This is a genomic window from Citrobacter amalonaticus Y19, assembly GCF_000981805.1.
In the GTDB taxonomy this organism is placed as follows: Bacteria; Pseudomonadota; Gammaproteobacteria; order Enterobacterales; family Enterobacteriaceae; genus Citrobacter_A; species Citrobacter_A amalonaticus_C.
The window spans coordinates 2,715,340-2,733,560 of record NZ_CP011132.1 but is presented as its reverse complement, the minus strand read 5'-3'; the positions used below and the strand labels follow the sequence as shown (position 1 = coordinate 2,733,560).

The 18,221-nt window shown below is 50.8% G+C and carries 19 protein-coding genes and 2 pseudogenes; 16 read left to right on the top strand and 5 right to left on the bottom strand.

The window, feature by feature from the left end; translation table 11 throughout:
• Positions 1-159: 159 nt before the first annotated feature.
• The 14 genes and pseudogenes from F384_RS12635 to F384_RS29885 all read left to right on the top strand — a co-directional run.
• Positions 160-405: a HypC/HybG/HupF family hydrogenase formation chaperone gene (locus F384_RS12635; RefSeq protein WP_046498111.1), complete on the top strand. Its 246-nt coding sequence runs from the start codon at positions 160-162 to the stop codon at positions 403-405.
• Between the two features lie 24 nt (positions 406-429).
• The gene (gene hypA / locus F384_RS12630) at positions 430-768 is read left to right on the top strand and encodes a hydrogenase maturation nickel metallochaperone HypA (protein WP_046483198.1); all 339 of its coding nucleotides are present in this window, start codon (positions 430-432) and stop codon (positions 766-768) included.
• Positions 769-784: 16 nt separating this feature from the next.
• The gene (locus tag F384_RS12625; protein WP_046498107.1) at positions 785-1,363 is read left to right on the top strand and encodes a 4Fe-4S dicluster domain-containing protein; all 579 of its coding nucleotides are present in this window, start codon (positions 785-787) and stop codon (positions 1,361-1,363) included.
• Positions 1,363-3,273 carry an anaerobic carbon-monoxide dehydrogenase catalytic subunit gene (cooS, locus tag F384_RS12620; RefSeq protein ID WP_046483195.1) on the top strand — a complete coding sequence of 637 codons (1,911 nt, stop codon included), beginning with the start codon at positions 1,363-1,365 and terminating at the stop codon, positions 3,271-3,273. The genes F384_RS12625 and cooS overlap by 1 nt, the downstream gene beginning before the upstream one ends.
• A gap of 60 nt (positions 3,274-3,333) precedes the next feature.
• Positions 3,334-4,104, top strand: a complete 771-nt coding sequence (locus tag F384_RS12615; RefSeq protein WP_046483193.1) for an AAA family ATPase — start codon at positions 3,334-3,336, stop codon at positions 4,102-4,104.
• 15 nt (positions 4,105-4,119) lie between these two features.
• The gene (locus tag F384_RS12610) at positions 4,120-4,320 is read left to right on the top strand and encodes a CooT family nickel-binding protein (protein ID WP_046483191.1); all 201 of its coding nucleotides are present in this window, start codon (positions 4,120-4,122) and stop codon (positions 4,318-4,320) included.
• A 17-nt stretch (positions 4,321-4,337) separates the two neighbouring features.
• On the top strand, positions 4,338-4,586 hold the full coding sequence (locus F384_RS12605; protein WP_155403995.1) for a hypothetical protein: 249 nt from the start codon (positions 4,338-4,340) through the stop codon (positions 4,584-4,586).
• Positions 4,576-5,340: a hydrogenase nickel incorporation protein HypB gene (gene hypB, locus F384_RS12600; RefSeq protein WP_046483186.1), complete on the top strand. Its 765-nt coding sequence runs from the start codon at positions 4,576-4,578 to the stop codon at positions 5,338-5,340. Before F384_RS12605 ends, hypB begins: the two co-directional genes overlap by 11 nt.
• 307 nt (positions 5,341-5,647) lie before the next feature.
• Complete coding sequence (locus F384_RS12595; protein ID WP_046483183.1) at positions 5,648-6,238, top strand: HupE/UreJ family protein; 591 nt, start codon at positions 5,648-5,650, stop codon at positions 6,236-6,238.
• 132 nt (positions 6,239-6,370) lie between these two features.
• Positions 6,371-7,492, top strand: a complete 1,122-nt coding sequence (gene hypD, locus F384_RS12590) for a hydrogenase formation protein HypD (RefSeq protein WP_046483180.1) — start codon at positions 6,371-6,373, stop codon at positions 7,490-7,492.
• On the top strand, positions 7,489-8,499 hold the full coding sequence (hypE, locus tag F384_RS12585) for a hydrogenase expression/formation protein HypE (protein WP_046483178.1): 1,011 nt from the start codon (positions 7,489-7,491) through the stop codon (positions 8,497-8,499). The genes hypD and hypE overlap by 4 nt, the downstream gene beginning before the upstream one ends.
• A 224-nt stretch (positions 8,500-8,723) precedes the next feature.
• Entirely contained in the window at positions 8,724-9,152 is a 429-nt protein-coding gene (locus tag F384_RS12580; protein ID WP_046483175.1) for a CopD family protein, read from the top strand.
• Between the two features lie 201 nt (positions 9,153-9,353).
• Positions 9,354-9,662, top strand: a complete 309-nt coding sequence (locus F384_RS30230) for a hypothetical protein (RefSeq protein ID WP_193388316.1) — start codon at positions 9,354-9,356, stop codon at positions 9,660-9,662.
• 146 nt (positions 9,663-9,808) lie between these two features.
• Positions 9,809-10,000, top strand: a pseudogene (locus F384_RS29885) (DUF1281 domain-containing protein); the annotation flags it as partial.
• Here the strand turns inward: F384_RS29885 and F384_RS28875 are convergent.
• A pseudogene (locus tag F384_RS28875) lies at positions 10,000-10,223 on the bottom strand (4Fe-4S dicluster domain-containing protein); the annotation flags it as partial. The pseudogenes F384_RS29885 and F384_RS28875 sit on opposite strands and share 1 nt — an antisense overlap.
• 442 nt (positions 10,224-10,665) lie before the next feature.
• A complete protein-coding gene (locus F384_RS12565; protein ID WP_046483168.1) occupies positions 10,666-11,703 on the bottom strand; it encodes an IS630 family transposase in 1,038 nt (345 codons plus the stop codon).
• 989 nt (positions 11,704-12,692) lie between these two features.
• On the opposite strand from F384_RS12565, the gene F384_RS12555 reads away from it, so the two are divergent.
• Positions 12,693-12,932 carry a transcriptional regulator gene (locus F384_RS12555; RefSeq protein WP_046498102.1) on the top strand — a complete coding sequence of 80 codons (240 nt, stop codon included), beginning with the start codon at positions 12,693-12,695 and terminating at the stop codon, positions 12,930-12,932.
• Positions 12,933-13,022: 90 nt separating this feature from the next.
• Positions 13,023-14,054 carry an IS110 family transposase gene (locus F384_RS12550; RefSeq protein WP_046483164.1) on the top strand — a complete coding sequence of 344 codons (1,032 nt, stop codon included), beginning with the start codon at positions 13,023-13,025 and terminating at the stop codon, positions 14,052-14,054.
• Between the two features lie 1,001 nt (positions 14,055-15,055).
• Here the strand turns inward: F384_RS12550 and F384_RS12545 are convergent.
• From F384_RS12545 to F384_RS12535, 3 genes are read right to left on the bottom strand one after another with little or no spacing between them, the layout of a single operon-like run.
• Positions 15,056-16,036 carry an IS5 family transposase gene (locus tag F384_RS12545; protein ID WP_044723340.1) on the bottom strand — a complete coding sequence of 327 codons (981 nt, stop codon included), beginning with the start codon at positions 16,034-16,036 and terminating at the stop codon, positions 15,056-15,058.
• 45 nt (positions 16,037-16,081) lie between these two features.
• Positions 16,082-16,453, bottom strand: a complete 372-nt coding sequence (locus F384_RS12540) for a ParB/RepB/Spo0J family partition protein (protein WP_080950068.1) — start codon at positions 16,451-16,453, stop codon at positions 16,082-16,084.
• Between the two features lie 7 nt (positions 16,454-16,460).
• A complete protein-coding gene (locus F384_RS12535) occupies positions 16,461-18,020 on the bottom strand; it encodes a recombinase family protein (protein ID WP_226991649.1) in 1,560 nt (519 codons plus the stop codon).
• Positions 18,021-18,221: the final 201 nt, after the last annotated feature.

Here is an 18,221-nt window from a genome sequence, read left to right as displayed (position 1 = left end):
TTAATGCCGTTGAGGTTTTCCAGGATTATTTCATCGCAATATTGATGATCTTAATCAAGAAAAAACCACTTTTTTACCAGGGAATTATTTACCCCCGGACGTGATGATCTCATCACGTCCGGGGGTGTCCCCGCAGACAGAAGTCGGAGAGTGTCGCGTATGTGTTTGGGTATCCCAGGGCAAATTCTGGAAATAAAAGATGTCGACAACCTGCTGGCTGTGGTGTCGGTGGCCGGGGTCAAGCGGGAGGTCAATATTGCCTGTCTGGTTGGCCCGCAGCAGACGCCCGAGGACTGCGTGGGCTTTTGGGTGCTGGTGCATGTGGGGTTCGCCATGGCGCGAATTGATGAGCAGGAAGCGGCCGAGATGCTTATCGCGTTGAGCGAACTCGATGAGCTCGAGTAACGACCTGAGCAGGAGATCCAACAGATGCATGAAGCGGCATTAACCCAGGGACTGGTGAAGATTCTGATTGCCGAGGCCGAGCGCCATCAGGTGGAACGTATCACCCGGGTGCGGCTGAAAATCGGAAAAATGCGCGCGGTAGAGCCGCAGTCGATGACCTTCTGTTTTGCTGCGTTTGCCGCCGGAACCCTGGCGGAAGATGCGGAGCTGGTTATCGAAGCGCTGCCCGCCGTTGCGCGGTGTCAGGCCTGTGGTAACGATTTTGAAGTGATCAAATTCCATTTTCAATGTGCCCTTTGTCACAGCCGGGATGTCCAGCTTATCCAGGGTGACGAACTCTACATTGAAAGTTTTGATGCGTGAGGTAGAGGGTAACGACATGAAAAAAAAGGAAAATGTCATGATTTACGCCAATGCGCAGAAATGCCTTGGCTGCCATAGCTGTGAAATGGCCTGCGCGGTCAGTCACGGCGGGGATAACGGGTTGTTTGATGCGGTTCGGGACCAGCTTCCGCTCCATCCACGCATGAAGGTGGTGGCAACGGGCGAGGCCAATATTCCGATGCAGTGCCGCCAGTGTGATAACGCCCCCTGCGCGATGGTCTGCCCCACCGGAGCCTGCCGTCAAACGGACGGACAGGTGTTTATCAATGAGGCCAACTGCGTCGGCTGCAAGCTGTGCGTGATGGTCTGTCCGTTTGGCTCTATCACCGTACGGCGCACCGAGCAGCAAAGCGCCTGGAGCGTGACCAACCAGGGCGTGGCGCAAAAATGCGACCTGTGCGTCTCCTGGCGTAAAGAAAATGGCAAAGAACATACCGCGTGCGTCGAGGCCTGCCCGACGAAAGCGATAAGCCTGGTGGATATGCAGACCTATCGTCAGGCACTCATTAAGGCCAGAGCCAAAGAGCTGGCCCAATCCCAGAAAAATATCGATTTGGTCTTAAGGGGAATGTAATGGATATCAAAACCAGAACGAGCGATCCCGCCACCATCGCCTTGTGCCCGGTAGCGGAACAAGAGGGCATTGCAACCGTATTCGATCGTCATCAGATGCAACAACCCCAGTGCGGTTTTGGTAGCCTTGGGCTGTGCTGCCGTATTTGCTGGAAGGGGCCATGCCGCGTCGACCCGTTTGGCGAGGGGCCGCAGTACGGTATTTGCGGTGCCAACAAAGACACCATCGTGGCACGTAACCTGATCCGTATGATGGCGGCAGGGGCAGCGGGCCACTCCGAGCACGGTCGCCATATTGCGCTCGCCATGCAGCGCGTGGGCAAAGGCGAACTGCCGGATTACCAGATTCGCGACCCGGAAAAACTGCGCGGCGTGGCGAAACGTCTGTCCATCGAAGTGGAAGGGCGCTCCACGCGGGACATCGCGTACGACGTGGCGACTAAAACGCTGGAAGATTACCAGAACCAGGACAGCAAAAAACCGTGCCACTGGCTGAGTGCTTCTCTGCCACCGCGCCGCCTGTCGCTGCTGGGCAAACTCGGCGTGCTGCCGCACAACATTGATGCCACCGTGGCGCAGATCATGTCGCGTACCCATATCGGCTGCGACGCGGATCCGACCAACCTAGTGCTTGGCGGTTTGCGTGGCGCGCTGTCGGATTTTGACGGCATGGTGCTGGCAACCGAACTGTCGGATGCCATGTTCGGCACGCCAAAACCGGTGGTCACCCAGGCCAACATCGGCGTGATCAAGAAGACCGCCGTTAACATCGCGGTGAACGGCCATAACCCGCTGCTCAGCGAAGTGATTTGCGACGTGGCAGGCGAAATGCAGAGCATCGCGCGTGATGCCGGAGCGGTCGACGGGATTAACATCGTCGGCATCTGCTGTACCGGTAACGAAGTGATGATGCGCCACGGCATTCCGCTGGCGACCAACTATCTGTCGCAGGAGATGGCGATTTTCACCGGCGCGCTCGACGCGATGGTGGTGGACGTGCAGTGCATCATGCCGTCATTGTCGGCCATCAGCGAGTGTTACCACACCGAATTCATCACCACAGCCGATGAAAACAAAATCCAGGGCTCGCGCCACGTCAGCTTCCACGAAGACCATGCCCGCGAAACGGCGCGCAAAATCGTCCAGTACGCTATCGACGCGTACGGTCGCCGTGACAACACCCGCGTGAAAATCCCGGATATCAAACAGACTGCCATCGTCGGTTTCAGTACCGAAGCGGTGATGGATGCGCTGGCATTACTGAACCCGGACGATCCGCTGGCCCCGCTGGTGGAGAACATTGCCAACGGCAATATCCTCGGCGTGGCGCTTTTTGCCGGCTGTAACACCACCCGCGTGAAGCAGGATGACAGCTTCCAGCAGATGGCCAAAGTCCTCGCGCGCAATAACGTGCTGATGCTGGCAACCGGCTGTGGCGCAGGGGCGTTTGCCAAAAACGGGCTGATGAACCAGCAGGCGACCGAAGCCTGGGCCGGGGATTCACTTAAAGCGGTACTGACCGCTATCGGCACCGCTGCCGGGCTGGAAGGGCCGCTGCCGCTGGTACTGCATATGGGCTCGTGCGTCGACAACAGCCGTGCCGTGCTGCTGGCCACCGCGCTGGCGGACAAGCTGAATGTCGATCTCAGCGATCTGCCGCTGGTGGCATCCGCCCCGGAAGCGATGTCCGAAAAAGCGATCGCCATCGCCTCCTGGAGCGTGGCGCTGGGCCTGCCGACCCATTTGGGTATCGTGCCGCATGTCACCGGTTCGAAAGTGGTGACCGATCTCATCACCGAACAATCCAAAGAGTTGCTCGACGGCTATTTCCTGGTGGAAACCGACCCGACACTGGCGGCGGAAAAACTGGTGGCGGTGATGAAAGAGAAACGACGCGCCCTGGGGATTTAACCCCTTATCAGCCCGCATCACCGCGATGCGGGCTGACTCTATTTGGTTGACGAGGTTGAAATGAAAATAGCCATTGCAGGCAAAGGCGGCGTGGGCAAAACCACGCTGGCAGGGCTGTTGGCCCGTTCATGGGCGGCAGAGGGGAAACAGGTACTGGCGATAGACGCCGATCCGGATACGAATCTGGCCTCGGCGCTGGGCATTCCCGCTGAGCGCTGTGCCGGGCTACAGCCCTTTTCGCGCATGAAAGAGCTGGCAATGGAGCGCACCGGGGCGGGGGCAGGCTATGGCAGCCTGTTTATCCTCAACCCGAAAGTCGACGATCTGCCGGAGATGTTCTGCGTACAGCATGAAGGCGTGCGCCTGCTGCAAATGGGGACCGTCGAGCATGGCGGCACCGGTTGCGTCTGCCCGGAACATACTCTGGTGCGTCGCCTGATGAGCCACCTGTTGCTCGAGCGCGATGACGTGGTGGTGATGGACATGGAAGCGGGAATTGAGCACCTCGGGCGCTCGACCGCCGAAGCGGTGGATGTGCTGGTGGTGGTGGTCGAACCCGGCCAGCGCAGCATCCAGACTGCCCAGCAAATTGGCCAACTGGCGGCGGATATCGGTATCCGCAAGCTGGCGTATGTCGGCAGCAAAATTGCCCGTCCTTCCGATAAAACCTTCCTGCAATCGGCGTTGAATGAAGAACAGATTCTGGGCTACCTGTCGCTCAACGAGACCATTCGCGGCGCGGATTTAAGCGGAAGCGCGCCTTTCGATCTCGGCGGCGAGTTTATGGCGGAACTGGCGGTTATCAGGCAACGCCTGATGGCCCTGTGTTAAACGAGGAGAACGGACATGTGTCAACTGCGTGTGCGCGTGTTGCTGGCGGATAACCGCGAAGAGCTGCTCGATGAAGTCACTCATATTGCCTGTGATGCGGACAAAGTGACGATTTCGCGCCTGTTCGAAGCGGATCGCGAGCTGTTCGGTTTTGAGATTAAAGAGATTGACTGCATGCATAGCCGGGTGCTGGTGACCCCGCGTGCGGCAGGTTAAAAAAGGGGAGAATGCTGATGATTGAAGTCCCACTGTTAAAGAAACTGCACGTGCTGGTGCCCCACTGGCGCGAACACAACGACGAGCATATCGCCGAAATGGAAAAGTACCTGCACGCGCTCGAGGCCGAAGGGCAGAACGAGCTGGCGAACCGCTGCCGGGAAACGCTGGTACAGATGGCGCTGGTGAGTGAAAAACTGGCGCTGATGGCGCAACAGCTTAAGTCGGTGAAACTGCCGGGGCGGGAGAAACGCGATGTGCGATAACTGTGGGTGCAATATTCCGCACCGGAGCCATATCAGCCTGGGCAACGGGGTTATTCATGCCATCTCACCGGTGAAAAGCGAAGCCTCCCATACGGTGCAGGTGCTGAAAAACCTGATGCAGGATAACGACCATCAGGCGCAGTACAACCGTCAGCATTTTGATGCCCATGGCACCCGGGTCTTCAACCTGATGTCCTCTCCCGGCAGCGGCAAGACATCGCTGCTGGAAGTCACCATCGGGCAACTGCTGGCGCGGGGTTTACGCGTGGCAGTGATTGAAGGGGATCTGGAGACCGAAAACGACGCCGTGCGTCTGCGGCGTAAAGGGGTTCCGGTGGTGCAGATAACCACCGGCATGGCCTGCCATCTGGACGCACAGATGATTCACAACGCCTGGCACACGCTCAGCGCCGACCCGGTGGATATTTTGTTTATCGAAAACGTCGGCAATCTGGTCTGCCCGGCCAGTTTCGACCTGGGTCAGCATCATAACGTGGTGCTGCTCTCGGTACCGGAAGGGGACGACAAGCCGGAGAAATACCCGGTGATGTTCCGCCTGGCGGAAGCCGTACTGGTCACCAAGGTTGATCTGCTGCCGTACTTTACAGAATTCAGTGCAGAACGAGTACGGGAGGAAATCGGGGTGTTGGCACCGGGAGCCGAAATACTGATGCTTTCAACCAAAATCCAGGAGGGCATGATACGTTGGGTGGAGTGGCTTCTGGATAAAACTCAGCAGAGAGTGGGATTCTGAAGAACCCGGGGCGGCAGGGACAGCAGGCAGGTCGCTGCTAACACTAACATATTGATATCTGGCTACCCTGAAAATTTTAGATGTGGGGAATCTTAGTGTGGCGTTGTAACTACCGGCAGACGTCGGAGGGCTGGTGCTGATCTCCGCCGCGTGCCTGGAATAACCGATTTTTAAGGTGGCGCTTACAGATATATGATTTAAAGCATAGCTCATTGTATCAACTGGGAAAATGAAGTTTTACGTTAACAACATGTCTCCGCGTAGCCGGTTGTCGATTGCCGGAGATAAACCTAATTAGGTGATAACTATGTGTATTAATATCAGAGCTGCGGCTGTTTCCGTACTGGCACTGTTTCCGATCATGGCTTTTGCCCATGTGGGCACTGATGGCGGCACGCACCATGTATTAAGTTTTACCGAGGGCTTTATTCACCCTCTGACCGGTATGGATCATATGGTAGTTATGGTGCTGGTTGGCGTCTGGAGCGCCATGAATATCCGTCGGTGGTGGTTGGCGCCGCTGGCGTTCTCTGGTCTGTTATTGATAGGGGCGTTAGTCGGTATGGCGGGCGTGACGATTGCCGGTACGGAGTATATTGTCGCGAGTTCTCTGCTGGGTATTGGCGCGATGGTGGCTCTGCAACTGAAGCTGCGCGAAGCGGCCGGTGCGCTGATTATTGGTGCTTTCGCTATTTTCCACGGACTGGCGCACGGGGCTGAGCTGTCTCATTCCGCAGTGGCGCTCTCCGGTATGGTTATCGCCACGGCCGGGCTCCATCTGATTGGCCTGGGGATTGGATCGCTGGTGACATTTTCGTCCACGCGTTACCAGTGGTCATGTGTGATTGGTGGGAGTTCGTCACTGCTGGGGATTGGTTTGCTGGCTGGCGTTATCTGAGAAACCCAGCAGTTAATTCCCCGGCTGAACCAGCCGGAAATTTTATTCTGCGATTATCGGCTAGTCCGTTGATACTGTACGGATTAAGGACCGACGTGATTCGGGCGTGTTGTTATATGATGAGGTGAAGTCATGCGTTTTGTTGATGAATACCGGGCTCCACAACAGGTGATGCAGTTGATTGCCCATCTGCGCGAACGGGCCGTGCACCTGACTTATACCTCTGCGCGCCCACTGCGTATTATGGAAGTGTGCGGCGGTCATACTCACGCCATCTTTAAGTTCGGTCTTGATCAGTTGCTGCCGGAGAACATTGAGTTTATCCACGGTCCTGGCTGCCCGGTGTGCGTGCTGCCGATGGGGCGCATCGACACCTGTGTGGAGATAGCCAGTCACCCGGACGTGATCTTCTGTACCTTTGGCGACGCCATCCGCGTACCGGGGAAAAATGGTTCACTGCTCCAGGCGAAAGCACGCGGCGCGGACGTACGTATTGTCTACTCACCGATGGATGTGCTGGCGTTGGCAGAGAAAAATCCGCAGCGCAAAGTCGTGTTCTTCGGTATCGGTTTCGAAACCACCATGCCCGCAACGGCCATCACGTTGCAACTGGTGAAAACCCGCAATATCGACAACTTCTGGTTCTTATGCCAGCACATCACTCTGCTCCCGACGTTGCGCAGCCTGCTGGAGCAGCCGGATAACGGCATTAACGCCTTTCTTGCACCCGGTCATGTCAGTATGGTGATCGGCACCGATGCTTACACGTTTATTGCCGACGAGTTCCAGCGCCCGCTGGTGGTCGCCGGATTCGAACCGCTGGATTTGCTGCAGGGCGTGCTGATGCTGGTCGAGCAGAAAATCGCCGCCCACAGCAAGGTGGAAAACCAGTATCGCCGCGTGGTGCCGGATGAAGGCAACCGGCTGGCGCAGGCGGCGATGGCCGATGTGTTTGCCGTCAGCGGCAACAGCGAATGGCGCGGGCTGGGCATGATCGGTGAATCCGGCGTGCATTTAACCCCGGATTACCAACAGTTCGATGCCGAAGCGTATTTTCGCCCGGCAGTACAGCAGGTGTATGACGATCCGCGCGCCCGTTGCGGCGATGTATTGACCGGCCGCTGCAAACCGCACCAGTGCCCGCTGTTTGGCAACACCTGTAATCCACAAAGCGCCTTTGGCGCGCTGATGGTCTCTTCAGAAGGGGCCTGCGCGGCCTGGTATCAGTATCGCGCTCAGGAGTATGAAGTATGAATGAAGTCCAACTCGCTCACGGCAGCGGCGGCCAGGCGATGCAGCAACTGATCAGTCAGTTGTTTATGGAAGCTTTCGCCAACCCGTGGCTGGCGGAGCAGGAAGATCAGGCGCGGCTGGATCTGGCAGCGCTGGCCGCTGGCGGCGACCGGCTGGCGTTCTCCACCGACAGCTATGTGGTTGATCCGCTGTTCTTTCCCGGCGGCAATATCGGCAAGCTGGCGGTGTGCGGAACTGCTAACGACATCGCCGTTAGCGGCGCTACGCCGCGCTATCTCTCCTGTGGCTTTATCCTTGAGGAGGGTCTTCCAATGGCGACGCTGCAAGCCGTGGTGGAAAGCATGGCTGCGACTGCCCGCGCGGCTGATATCTCCATTGTGACCGGCGACACCAAAGTGGTGCAGCGTGGCGCAGCAGACAAACTGTTTATCAATACCGCCGGGATTGGCGCGATTCCGTGTTCGATTCGCTGGGCGGCGCAGTCGCTGCAACCGGGTGATGTACTGCTGGCAAGCGGCACGCTGGGGGAACACGGTGCGACCATTATGAATTTGCGTGAAGGGCTGGGGCTGGACGGCGAGCTGTCCAGTGACTGCGCAGTGCTGACACCGCTGATTGCCACGCTACGGGATCTTCCCGGTGTCAAAGCGCTGCGTGATGCAACCCGCGGTGGCGTCAATGCTGTGGTACACGAATTTGTCGCTGCCTGCGGTTATGGCATCGACCTGAACGAATCCAGTTTGCCAGTAAAACCGGCGGTGCGCGGCGTGTGCGAACTGCTGGGGCTGGAAGTACTGAACTTTGCCAACGAGGGCAAACTGGTGATTGCGGTACAGCGCGAAGCCGCAGAGCAGGCGCTGTCCCGTTTACACACCCACCCACTGGGCACCGATGCCGCGATGATTGGGGAAGTAGTTGAACGTAAGGGCGTACGCCTTGAAGGGGCATACGGTGTAAAGAGAATCCTGGATTTGCCATATACCGAACCATTCCCTCTTATATGCTGATAACTGCTTTTCTGCCGCAGATCTGAAGCATCCTACCAGGATGTTTTTATCCTTCAATTAGTTTACCTCATAAGGACATAGCCTGCTATTACCGGAGCCGCTGCCACAGATGGCCTATTCTATCAAAGGATTACCTTTGGCTGACTTTCATTATAATATTTTCATCAATTGAGTCTTGGAGATACATATGCAAATTAAATATCGTTTTTTTGCTGGAGGGCGTTATGAATTTTCATCCATGGATTAATGCATTTCATATCGCCGCCGGTGTTATATGGACTGGTGGTGTTCTGGCGATGGCTGTCTTATCTGCTTGTGTTTCCAGCTCATCAGGTAATTATGCTGGCAACATGCAACAGACGTTAGCTGGATTTATCCATCGCTGGAATCGTAAGGTAACTACGCCCGCGATGATCATTCTATGGGGCTGCGGAGTGGTCATGCTTGTGTCACATGGTGCGTTACCGCATGCATGGCTGCTGCTCAAAATTATTGCGGTATTGGCGATGTCAGCTCTGCATGGCATACTGTCAAGCGGCATACGTAAGATGGTGAATGGAGAACAACCAAGTCACAAACTGGGTATGGCTGGCTACAAAGTGGTTATTATCCTGACGGTAATCATTATTTTCCTTGCCGAACTCAGGCCGTAATTAATAAGTGTAATCGTGTTTTTTATCAGTTTTCTGACCGTAACGCGACCTGATTGGTCGTTTCCATCCAGGTAGAGGGATTGAGGAGTAGTACAAATCAAACATTGAGGCCAAATATGGGGAATCATTCTGATTCATTATAACAATGGTGAGTTCACTTTTCTTTCTGTGCTTTGTGCTGTGAGCTGCTTTGCAGGATAATTGGTTCTCTTCGTAGGATGGGCTTCGGTTGCAACTATTTTGTGTCTGGCACTGGTACTTAAATCTTCCCTGGCGCATCCGCGCTGGGATATTCCTCCCAGGATATTGTTAATCGTCCTGCTGGCTATGGGGGTGACCATGGCTGCGCCTTATCTGGGGGCGGGGGCCAGCGGTGTTATCGCCTCTTTTCCGTTTATGGTCGTCACTCCCGGCCCGACCGTTCTGCTTGCTCTCAATAATACGGCCTGCTATGGCATCAGCCGGGCGACCTGGGGAATTATTGGCGCAGCAGCAGATTGTTCCTGTTAATCCTCGCCGGGTCGGTTGCTTTGTACCATAAAAGCAGCACGTAAGCTTCCAGCCAGATGAAAGGATATTGAGCACGGACGAGGTAATTAGGTTGTATCAATCGCTGAAGTTATTGGTGAAGCGCTTGAACGCGCACTGATAGCACGTTTGATCCGGAGGAGCGCTGGGACTGGCTCAGTATAATGCCGGAGACGACGTGCTCTTGCGATATGCTGGTGGTGATGCCGCCACGCCTTGCAACAGAGCTGAACGGCAACAGCGGGCTATTTCGTGCACTCAACACGACGTCGGAACTGTACATGCAGCTTTTTGGTATGGAGTTCCCAGCAGGGCATCAGACCAACTGCAGAGCCTGCGTGACGCAAGCGTGTACACAGGCCGAGCATTCTGGCAGGAAATAGCAGAGATCGCATTTTACGGCGATGGCCTGCACACCTACACCCGCTTCCCAACGCAAGAAAGGATGGAGAGTTAATGCACTTTATGCACGTCTGAGCATACTGCCAGACAAGTATTACATTCTATGCACCACTGAGGATCGGCAACCACAAAGCGGTTTATGTCAACTCCTTGAGAAAGAAACAAAACGTCCAGCTTTGCTAAGCATAAAGAGTGCCACTATTTAAACTCAATAAAATCAATCAATAATATTTATTTTATGGCGAAAGGGAGATAAAAGTGATGGTCATTTGTTCATGTGAATCACTTTTGGCATTAGTGTCGGAGCAAGATTTCGATTTGTGATTAAGGTCATATCTAAAAAAGGAACAGTGGGAGGAACCAATCATATTGTACTCATAAAATCTGTAGGCTTATTGCATACGAGTAACCAGCTAATTGATGTCGCAAAACGTATTTACATTCTCTCGGCTGCAGCTGGCTATCCAGTTGCTGTTGAGGCCTGCTTAGTGGCTTCAAATCGTATATAGTAAGTATCTGTGGGTGCCGGTTTCGCTTCAGGAGACTTGCAGCATCATGGGGTATAGCTAAATAGCTTCGCATATTACCGCTCCACTTTCGCCAGACCGTGTTGATTACCCGGAAACGGTGAAACAGCGTTCATAAACTGCGTTACCTGTTTCAGTAACTGCCACATATACCGGCACTGATGATTTCGCGTTATGGTTTCGTGTAACGATAACCACAGTCGCTCTATCGGATTCAGCCACGGTGAATACGTTGGCAGGAACAGCAACCGGAACTTTGAGTTTTCTTCCAGCCATCGCTCCACTTTACGGCTTTTATGAATGATGTAGTTATCCGCCACCAGTGTGATGGTTTTCGCCCGCCGATATGTACGCCGTAATTCCTCTAACAGACTGATAAATAAACCAGAACTCTTGCTGCTGCCACTGACGTAGTGAACCCGCCCCGTACCTGAGTGCAGTGCGCCAGCCAGATAATGCTTCTGGTTCTGTCCCGGCGTGGCGATACGTTTCTGTTGCCCTTTGGGCATCCAGTCCGCGCCGATTTTCGGGTTCAGGTCGATGTCGACTTCATCCTGATAAAACACAGGATGTTCCGTCTGCTCCTGAGTCAGCGCCTGCTCAATAGCAAGGCGCTTTTCATCATAGTTCGGGTCTTTGATTTTCAGCGTTGGCGCGGCTCTGCGCCAGACTATATCTGCCTGTTTCAGGTATCTGTGCAAGGTGGCGGGATGAAGCGTCACATTAAAAAGTCGGTTGACGATGAGCGCCAGCAGCTCGGTGCTCCAGCGGGAGCGAAGCCAGCCAAAATCCTGTGGAGAACGTTGCACCAGAAACGGCAGGATGTGCAGGATATCTGCGACCGGCCAGCGAGGCGCGCGTCCGGGTTTGAGGCTTTTTAGTCCGTCAACACCATGTAAAGTAAACCAATTTATCCATCTTCCGACGGATGAGCGAGCAGCACAAAGTAGTCTGGCGACGTCGGTAACGGTCATTCCCTGATGCAGCATCAGTATGGCAATGAGTCGTCTGGCATGGTTTTTATCACGAGTCAGTTGGGCTTCTTTACACATCAGTCGTCGTTCTTCATCAGGAATTGCTGCTATGATTGGCATCGCTCAGTCCGGTTGGTGGTTTGGGATATTTGGCGATTGATCAGATCGCACAATCCGGGCTGAGTTCCTTTCACGTGATCTACTATTTTGCGAAGTTATTTAGTTTTTTGAAACTTACTTTTGGTTCATAACCCATTATGCCTATGAGGTCATATAAGACATGAACATTTTATGATTCAGGACAAAATATGATGCTTTGATGCACTTAGACTTATGCTTATGGCAAAGCACATCGGGGGGGTTATGAAGGACGGTATATATCAGATTTCTTTCAATATGGGCGCTAATGACTTTGGCAGAGGCACAATCATAGCCTGCGAAAATATGATAAATGGGGCAGACTCTGACTTTACATATCGTGGAAGGGTTTCTGAACATAAAATATTGCTGCATATTGATCAGTACCAGGAAAATATGGGGCAAGTTACCCGACCGCAGATTAGCTTTCATATGAACCTAACAGTAGAAGATACTCAGGGGGGATACTTATTCACAGGGTCAAGTCCACTTGGTGGTGGGAGCGATGATATTCATATCAGGGCATTTTTCATATGTGACCTATATAGCAACTAACCTTTTATTTTCACAGCAGTATTTATTTAGTCAGGGTTGGTGCCATAAGCTATGGTGATACATCAGAATGTGTCAAACCGCCACTGCTTATGAAATGGAAGATTATGGATGTTATCCATACCTCCCTTTACCAGAAAATATATACTAACCTATCAGACACATTTTATTTTTTACTGATAGCAGATGATAAAATGTGTGTGTGGGGAGGGGGGAAGAAAGAACATAGCACAAGTAAATACTGAGACTTACTCATCAGTTTATCCACTCTGCCTCATTTTATAATTGAAAATATAGCTCTATATGTATATTTTAATTAGATGCTAAAACTATTTTTGCAATAATGATAAAGTACTTACAAAAGTATTGATATTAACAACCAGCGAAAGTCAGGGCTTGGATAACTAGTGGAGCAAGCGATGCGAGAAAATATGAAGGTATCTGCCCTGAACCTGATTGAACTGTTGAATAAGTCACAATATCAGGAGGTTATGCAGCAATTTTACACCAAACACTGCAAAAAGAGCATGGTCAGTAGCCCTGATACCAGCAGCAATGATGTTCTGATCGTTTCTTCAGATCGGCTACGTGTTTTTCTCTCATATGGTGGACGTGAATTTACGCTCTACTACCTTGGCGGAGGGGATGTTCTTACGTAAGCGATGAGATGGTCTTCCCCCTCCTTCACGGCAGCACCCATTTACGCCATGATGGATGTACTTTAATCAGTGAAAAGTTAGAGGGATACCATGTCTGAAATGAAAATCACCGGCATCGATCTGGCTAAAACGAACTTTTATCTTTTCAGTATCAATGCTTATGGAAGACCAGCAGGAAAGATAAAACTTTCTCGCAGCAACTTGCTCAACTGGCTGGTCCAGCAACCACCGATGACCCTTGCTATGGAAGCATGTGGGGCATCGCATCACTGGGCACGGGAGATACAAAAGCTTGGTCATAAAGCGATTTTGCTTCCGGCGCAACATGTCAGAGCTTATCAGCGGCGCCAGAAAAATGATTATAACGATGCACAGGCAATTGCTGAAGCTTGCCAGCATGGAACCATCCGGCCTGTACCCATAAAAACGCTTGACCAGCAGGATATTCAGACTTTTTTAAAAATGCGCCAGCTGGTTTCGATGGAAAGGACACAGCTGATAAATCATGTACGTGGACTTCTCGCCGAATATGGCATTGTGCTGAATAAAGGTGCAACAGAACTGCGTCGAGTGCTTCCAGCACTGCTTGAGGATGCTGAAAATGGACTCACTGACACCATGAGGACATTGCTGTATCGGCAGTATAACCGGCTGATTACGCTGGATGATGAGCTGGAATGGTATAATGCTGAACAGAAAAAATACGTTCGACAGGATCCTGTATGCAAACGGTTGTTAGCCATTCCAGGATTCGGCCCTCTGGTCAGCCAGGCAATAAAAAGCTGGATGGGGGATGGCAAACAGTTTAAACGCGGAAGAGACGCCTCTGCTGCCTTAGGGTTAGTCCCCCGGCAGTTCAGTACCGGCGGCAAGCAGGTTTTGCTGAGCATATCAAAGTGCGGCAAACAGTATGTCAGATCCATGCTGGTACATGGAGCGAGGGCGGTCCTGTTCAGGGCTGCTGAGAAAACTGATCCACTAAGCGTGTGGGTTAATCGCCTCAGGGAAAAACGTGGATTTAATCGAGCAGTGATTGCCCTCGCAAATAAGCTACTGCGGATCTCCTGGGTAATTATCGCCCGCAATGAATTATATTTACCCGTAGTAATGAAAAATCATTAAGTTACTGTCTGTGCTAGTGCAATGAAAGCTAACTTGAAATTGCGAAGAATGCAGAAATGATGAAAAACAGGTCAAACCTGCATATCGAAAACCTGTCGACTGTACGAGGCTATCAAAACCGTGTAAGCGTAAAGGACGGTATGTGCGGATGATTCATCGAGGCCAGAAGCTATTCACTTCAAAACAGGCCGGATATACGAAAGCAAACCTGTCACTGTCATTATGACTGCCGTCTTGCAATATGGGGGAAGACCATCTCATCGCTTACGACCGGACCCGGCACCATAGTCCTCTTGGCGACTTCAATCCGGAGGGCTCCGAACAGGTCCCGCCGTGAGGACTGTAAATATCTACGGTTGTGGGATCAGTCCATGCCGGTAATCCCGACAGAGCGAAACAGGCAAGAAAAAGCCGGGAAGGAACGAAGAGCTCCGACCCGGCCTGTTCTGACTTCGTATTGCATACCTGCGGAATAAAAATGCGAGTAATTATTCCTTAAAAAGGATAACAATAAATACCGGAATATTTCATGCACTAAGATTGAAATATCTGCCAAGGATCACTGTTGCTGATGGATGCTTTTTACCTGAATGCACTGCATCATGTGAGTGGTGAAAAAGACAGTAAGGTATCAAATCAGTGATTGCGGAGCCAGTAAGGCAAAGAACTTACTGTATAACTTGAAGCCAGTTTTTTGAAAAAAAATTGAAGAGTTTCCGAAGAGTGCTGAATGTTATTGATGGCGACGGCAGTTCTTGTATCTACACACAAACTGATGAGGGGGCCCAAGCCGGATAGTATCTGAGCTGATTTTCGGCCCTACGTTACCCTGGCTTTTATCTATTATTAACCAAGGGAAGGTGCGAATAAGCGGGGAAATTCTTCTCGGCTGACTCAGTCATTTCATTTCTTCATGTTTGAGCCGATTTTTTCTCCCGTAAATGCCTTGAATCAGCCTATTTAGACCGTTTCTTCGCCATTTAAGGCGTTATCCCCAGTTTTTAGTGAGATCTCTCCCACTGACGTATCATTTGGTCCACCCGAAACAGGTTGGCCAGCGTGAATAACATCGCCAGTTGGTTATCGTTTTTCAGCAACCCCTTGTATCTGGCTTTCACGAAGCCGAACTGTCGCTTGATGATGCGAAATGGGTGCTCCACCTTGGCCCGGATGCTGGCTTTCATGTATTCGATGTTGATGGCCGTTTTGTTCTTGCGTGGATGCTGTTTCAAGGTTCTTACCTTGCCGGGGCGCTCGGCGATCAGCCAGTCCACATCCACCTCGGCCAGCTCCTCGCGCTGTGGCGCCCCTTGGTAGCCGGCATCGGCTGAGACAAATTGCTCCTCTCCATGCAGCAGATTACCCAGCTGATTGAGGTCATGCTCGTTGGCCGCGGTGGTGACTAGGCTGTGGGTCAGGCCACTCTTGGCATCGACACCAATGTGGGCCTTCATGCCAAAGTGCCACTGATTGCCTTTCTTGGTCTGATGCATCTCCGGATCGCGTTGCTGCTCTTTGTTCTTGGTCGAGCTGGGTGCCTCAATGATGGTGGCATCGACCAAGGTGCCTTGAGTCATCATGACGCCTGCTTCGGCCAGCCAGCGATTGATGGTCTTGAACAATTGGCGGGCCAGTTGATGCTGCTCCAGCAGGTGGCGGAAATTCATGATGGTGGTGCGGTCCGGCAAGGCGCTATCCAGGGATAACCGGGCAAACAGACGCATGGAGGCGATTTCGTACAGAGCATCTTCCATCGCGCCATCGCTCAGGTTGTACCAATGCTGCATGCAGTGAATGCGTAGCATGGTTTCCAGCGGATAAGGTCGCCGGCCATTACCAGCCTTGGGGTAAAACGGCTCGATGACTTCCACCATGTTTTGCCATGGCAGAATCTGCTCCATGCGGGACAAGAAAATCTCTTTTCTGGTCTGACGGCGCTTACTGCTGAATTCACTGTCGGCGAAGGTAAGTTGATGACTCATGATGAACCCTGTTCCATGGCTCCAGATGACAAACATGATCTCATATCAGGGACTTGTTCGCACCTTCCCTATCTCTCTGTCGGTTAATCCATCTTTTTTTAATTGCTTAATGTTTTCCAGTGATTCTGCAGATCTCGGATTTCTTCGGGCTATATTTTCTGTCAGACTCATTAAATGGCCTGTTTCTTCATCCACATTTTTAATAATGGCCGGAATGAGTTTCTCCCCGTATTGTTGGTATGCTTCCAGGCGGCCTTGTCCACATATCAGTGCATACTGATAGTGTTCATGTGCGATCTTTCTAACAGAGATAGGCCGTTTAAGTCCGATCAGGTGTATGTTCTTTTTTATTTCTTCATGAGTGAATTTGTCACGTTTTCTCGGATTTGCTATGTATATACTGTCAACTTCTATCATTTTTATTTCATCTTTTAGGTTCATCAATGATTTCCTTTAGCTTTGTTCGTTTAACCAGACGGTAGAGTGGGTGCAAATCATCAAAACGGTACATGTCAAAACTGAAATGGTTTTGCTCTTTTAACTCTTTATCATTTAGCAATAAGTCTATTGATGGAAATATATAATAATCTATAATCGAAGTGTTCAAACTATCCATGCGAGCAGCAATGCTGATATCAGGGGTGAGTGTATGGTGAAAGTTTATCTTCCATCTTAGACCCCCAGTTTGCTTCTTCTGGCACCGGATCGCCTGAATAAATAACGTAAATTCGTCATTGATATTCAACAAGCCGTTATCGCAGGTATCACTTACCCAGCCATCAGAGAGATATATATTTTCGATTAAACTATCAGATATTTTTCTATTGATGCCCTGTAAATATTTTTTTGTTTCCAGCCATGAGTAATCCTCTTTTGGGTTGTATCCTACCAACTGATAGACTCTCAGCAGACTGCCAAAGCGGGCACGGTATACACTGCTGGAGGGCAATAATTCTTCTTCATCTATCAGTAATCCTGAAAGTCTGCCTTTTTTTATTAGTAGCGAGTGAAGTTTTTCAAGTAATTCGTCTTCAGATAAAACGATCGAGCGGTTTTTGATGATTTCTCTGGCAAGATTAAATTTCTCCACGCTAACTATAGGCTCATACGCCCCGTCATATCGGATCCATTTATCTTCAGGATTGATGACGTGTTTCTTCTTGAGCTTAAAAGATTTTTTATTATAAACGTTATTTCCAATGTATTTTTCGTTTGTGAGTATCTGATGGATTTTCCCTCTTGTCCATTCAGTGTCGTTATCAGCAATGATTTTATTTCGATTGAGCTCAGATGCAATAACTCGCTCTGGTTTTGCCTCCAGGTTAAACATGTCAAATATCTTGTTTACAATATTTACTTCATTCTCAGGGCCGGGAACAAGAATAACACGATCCGTCTGGATACTCTTACGCTGACCAAACTCGAGTTTGCCCTTCTCAACCCGGTTTTCATCAATAAGCATACGCCGCAACCCATAACCTGGCATGCCTCCCTGATGAAAACCTTTCCTGATTAAATTAGCCTGCCCTAAGAAAACTTTCTCTGATAAGTTACGGCTGTAGCTTGCCGCACCGTATCTTGAAAATGCAAGTCCGAGCATTTTCATTTCCTGGTTATCATCAGAAAAAGGCTCTGCACAATAAATGATTCGTACACCATTTTGTTGAATCAAATGGCTGTAGTGGCCGGCTTCGTCTGTATCCTGAAATCGTCCAAACCTGCTGACATCATAAACAAGAACAACAGATATATTGATTCTGTGGTTGATAACATCATCCAGTAATGACTGAAGCCCGACTCTACCAGACAAATTTAATCCGCTCTTACCTGCGTCGTTATAGCTGTGTTTAATGACTATATTATGCCGTGCAGCGTATTCATGAATGTAGGCTGACTGATTGTCCTGAGAATATTTTTGATGTTCTGTAGACATCCTGACATATTCGGCTGCGTATATGACTTTATCTTCTGAAGCAGACAACATTAACTCCGTTAGTAATCGAATGAACAATTTTTCGCATCATTCATGGTTTTGTTTTTTCATGCAATAGTTAATTAAATTATTTTGTCAAAAGTTTGTTTGCTATCAATCAATAACCACATTATAAAAACCTTTACTGATATTAATTGTCTATATTGCCGCTGTTCTCACATTTTTTATAGTAAAGATGAAGCCTCTTATAGT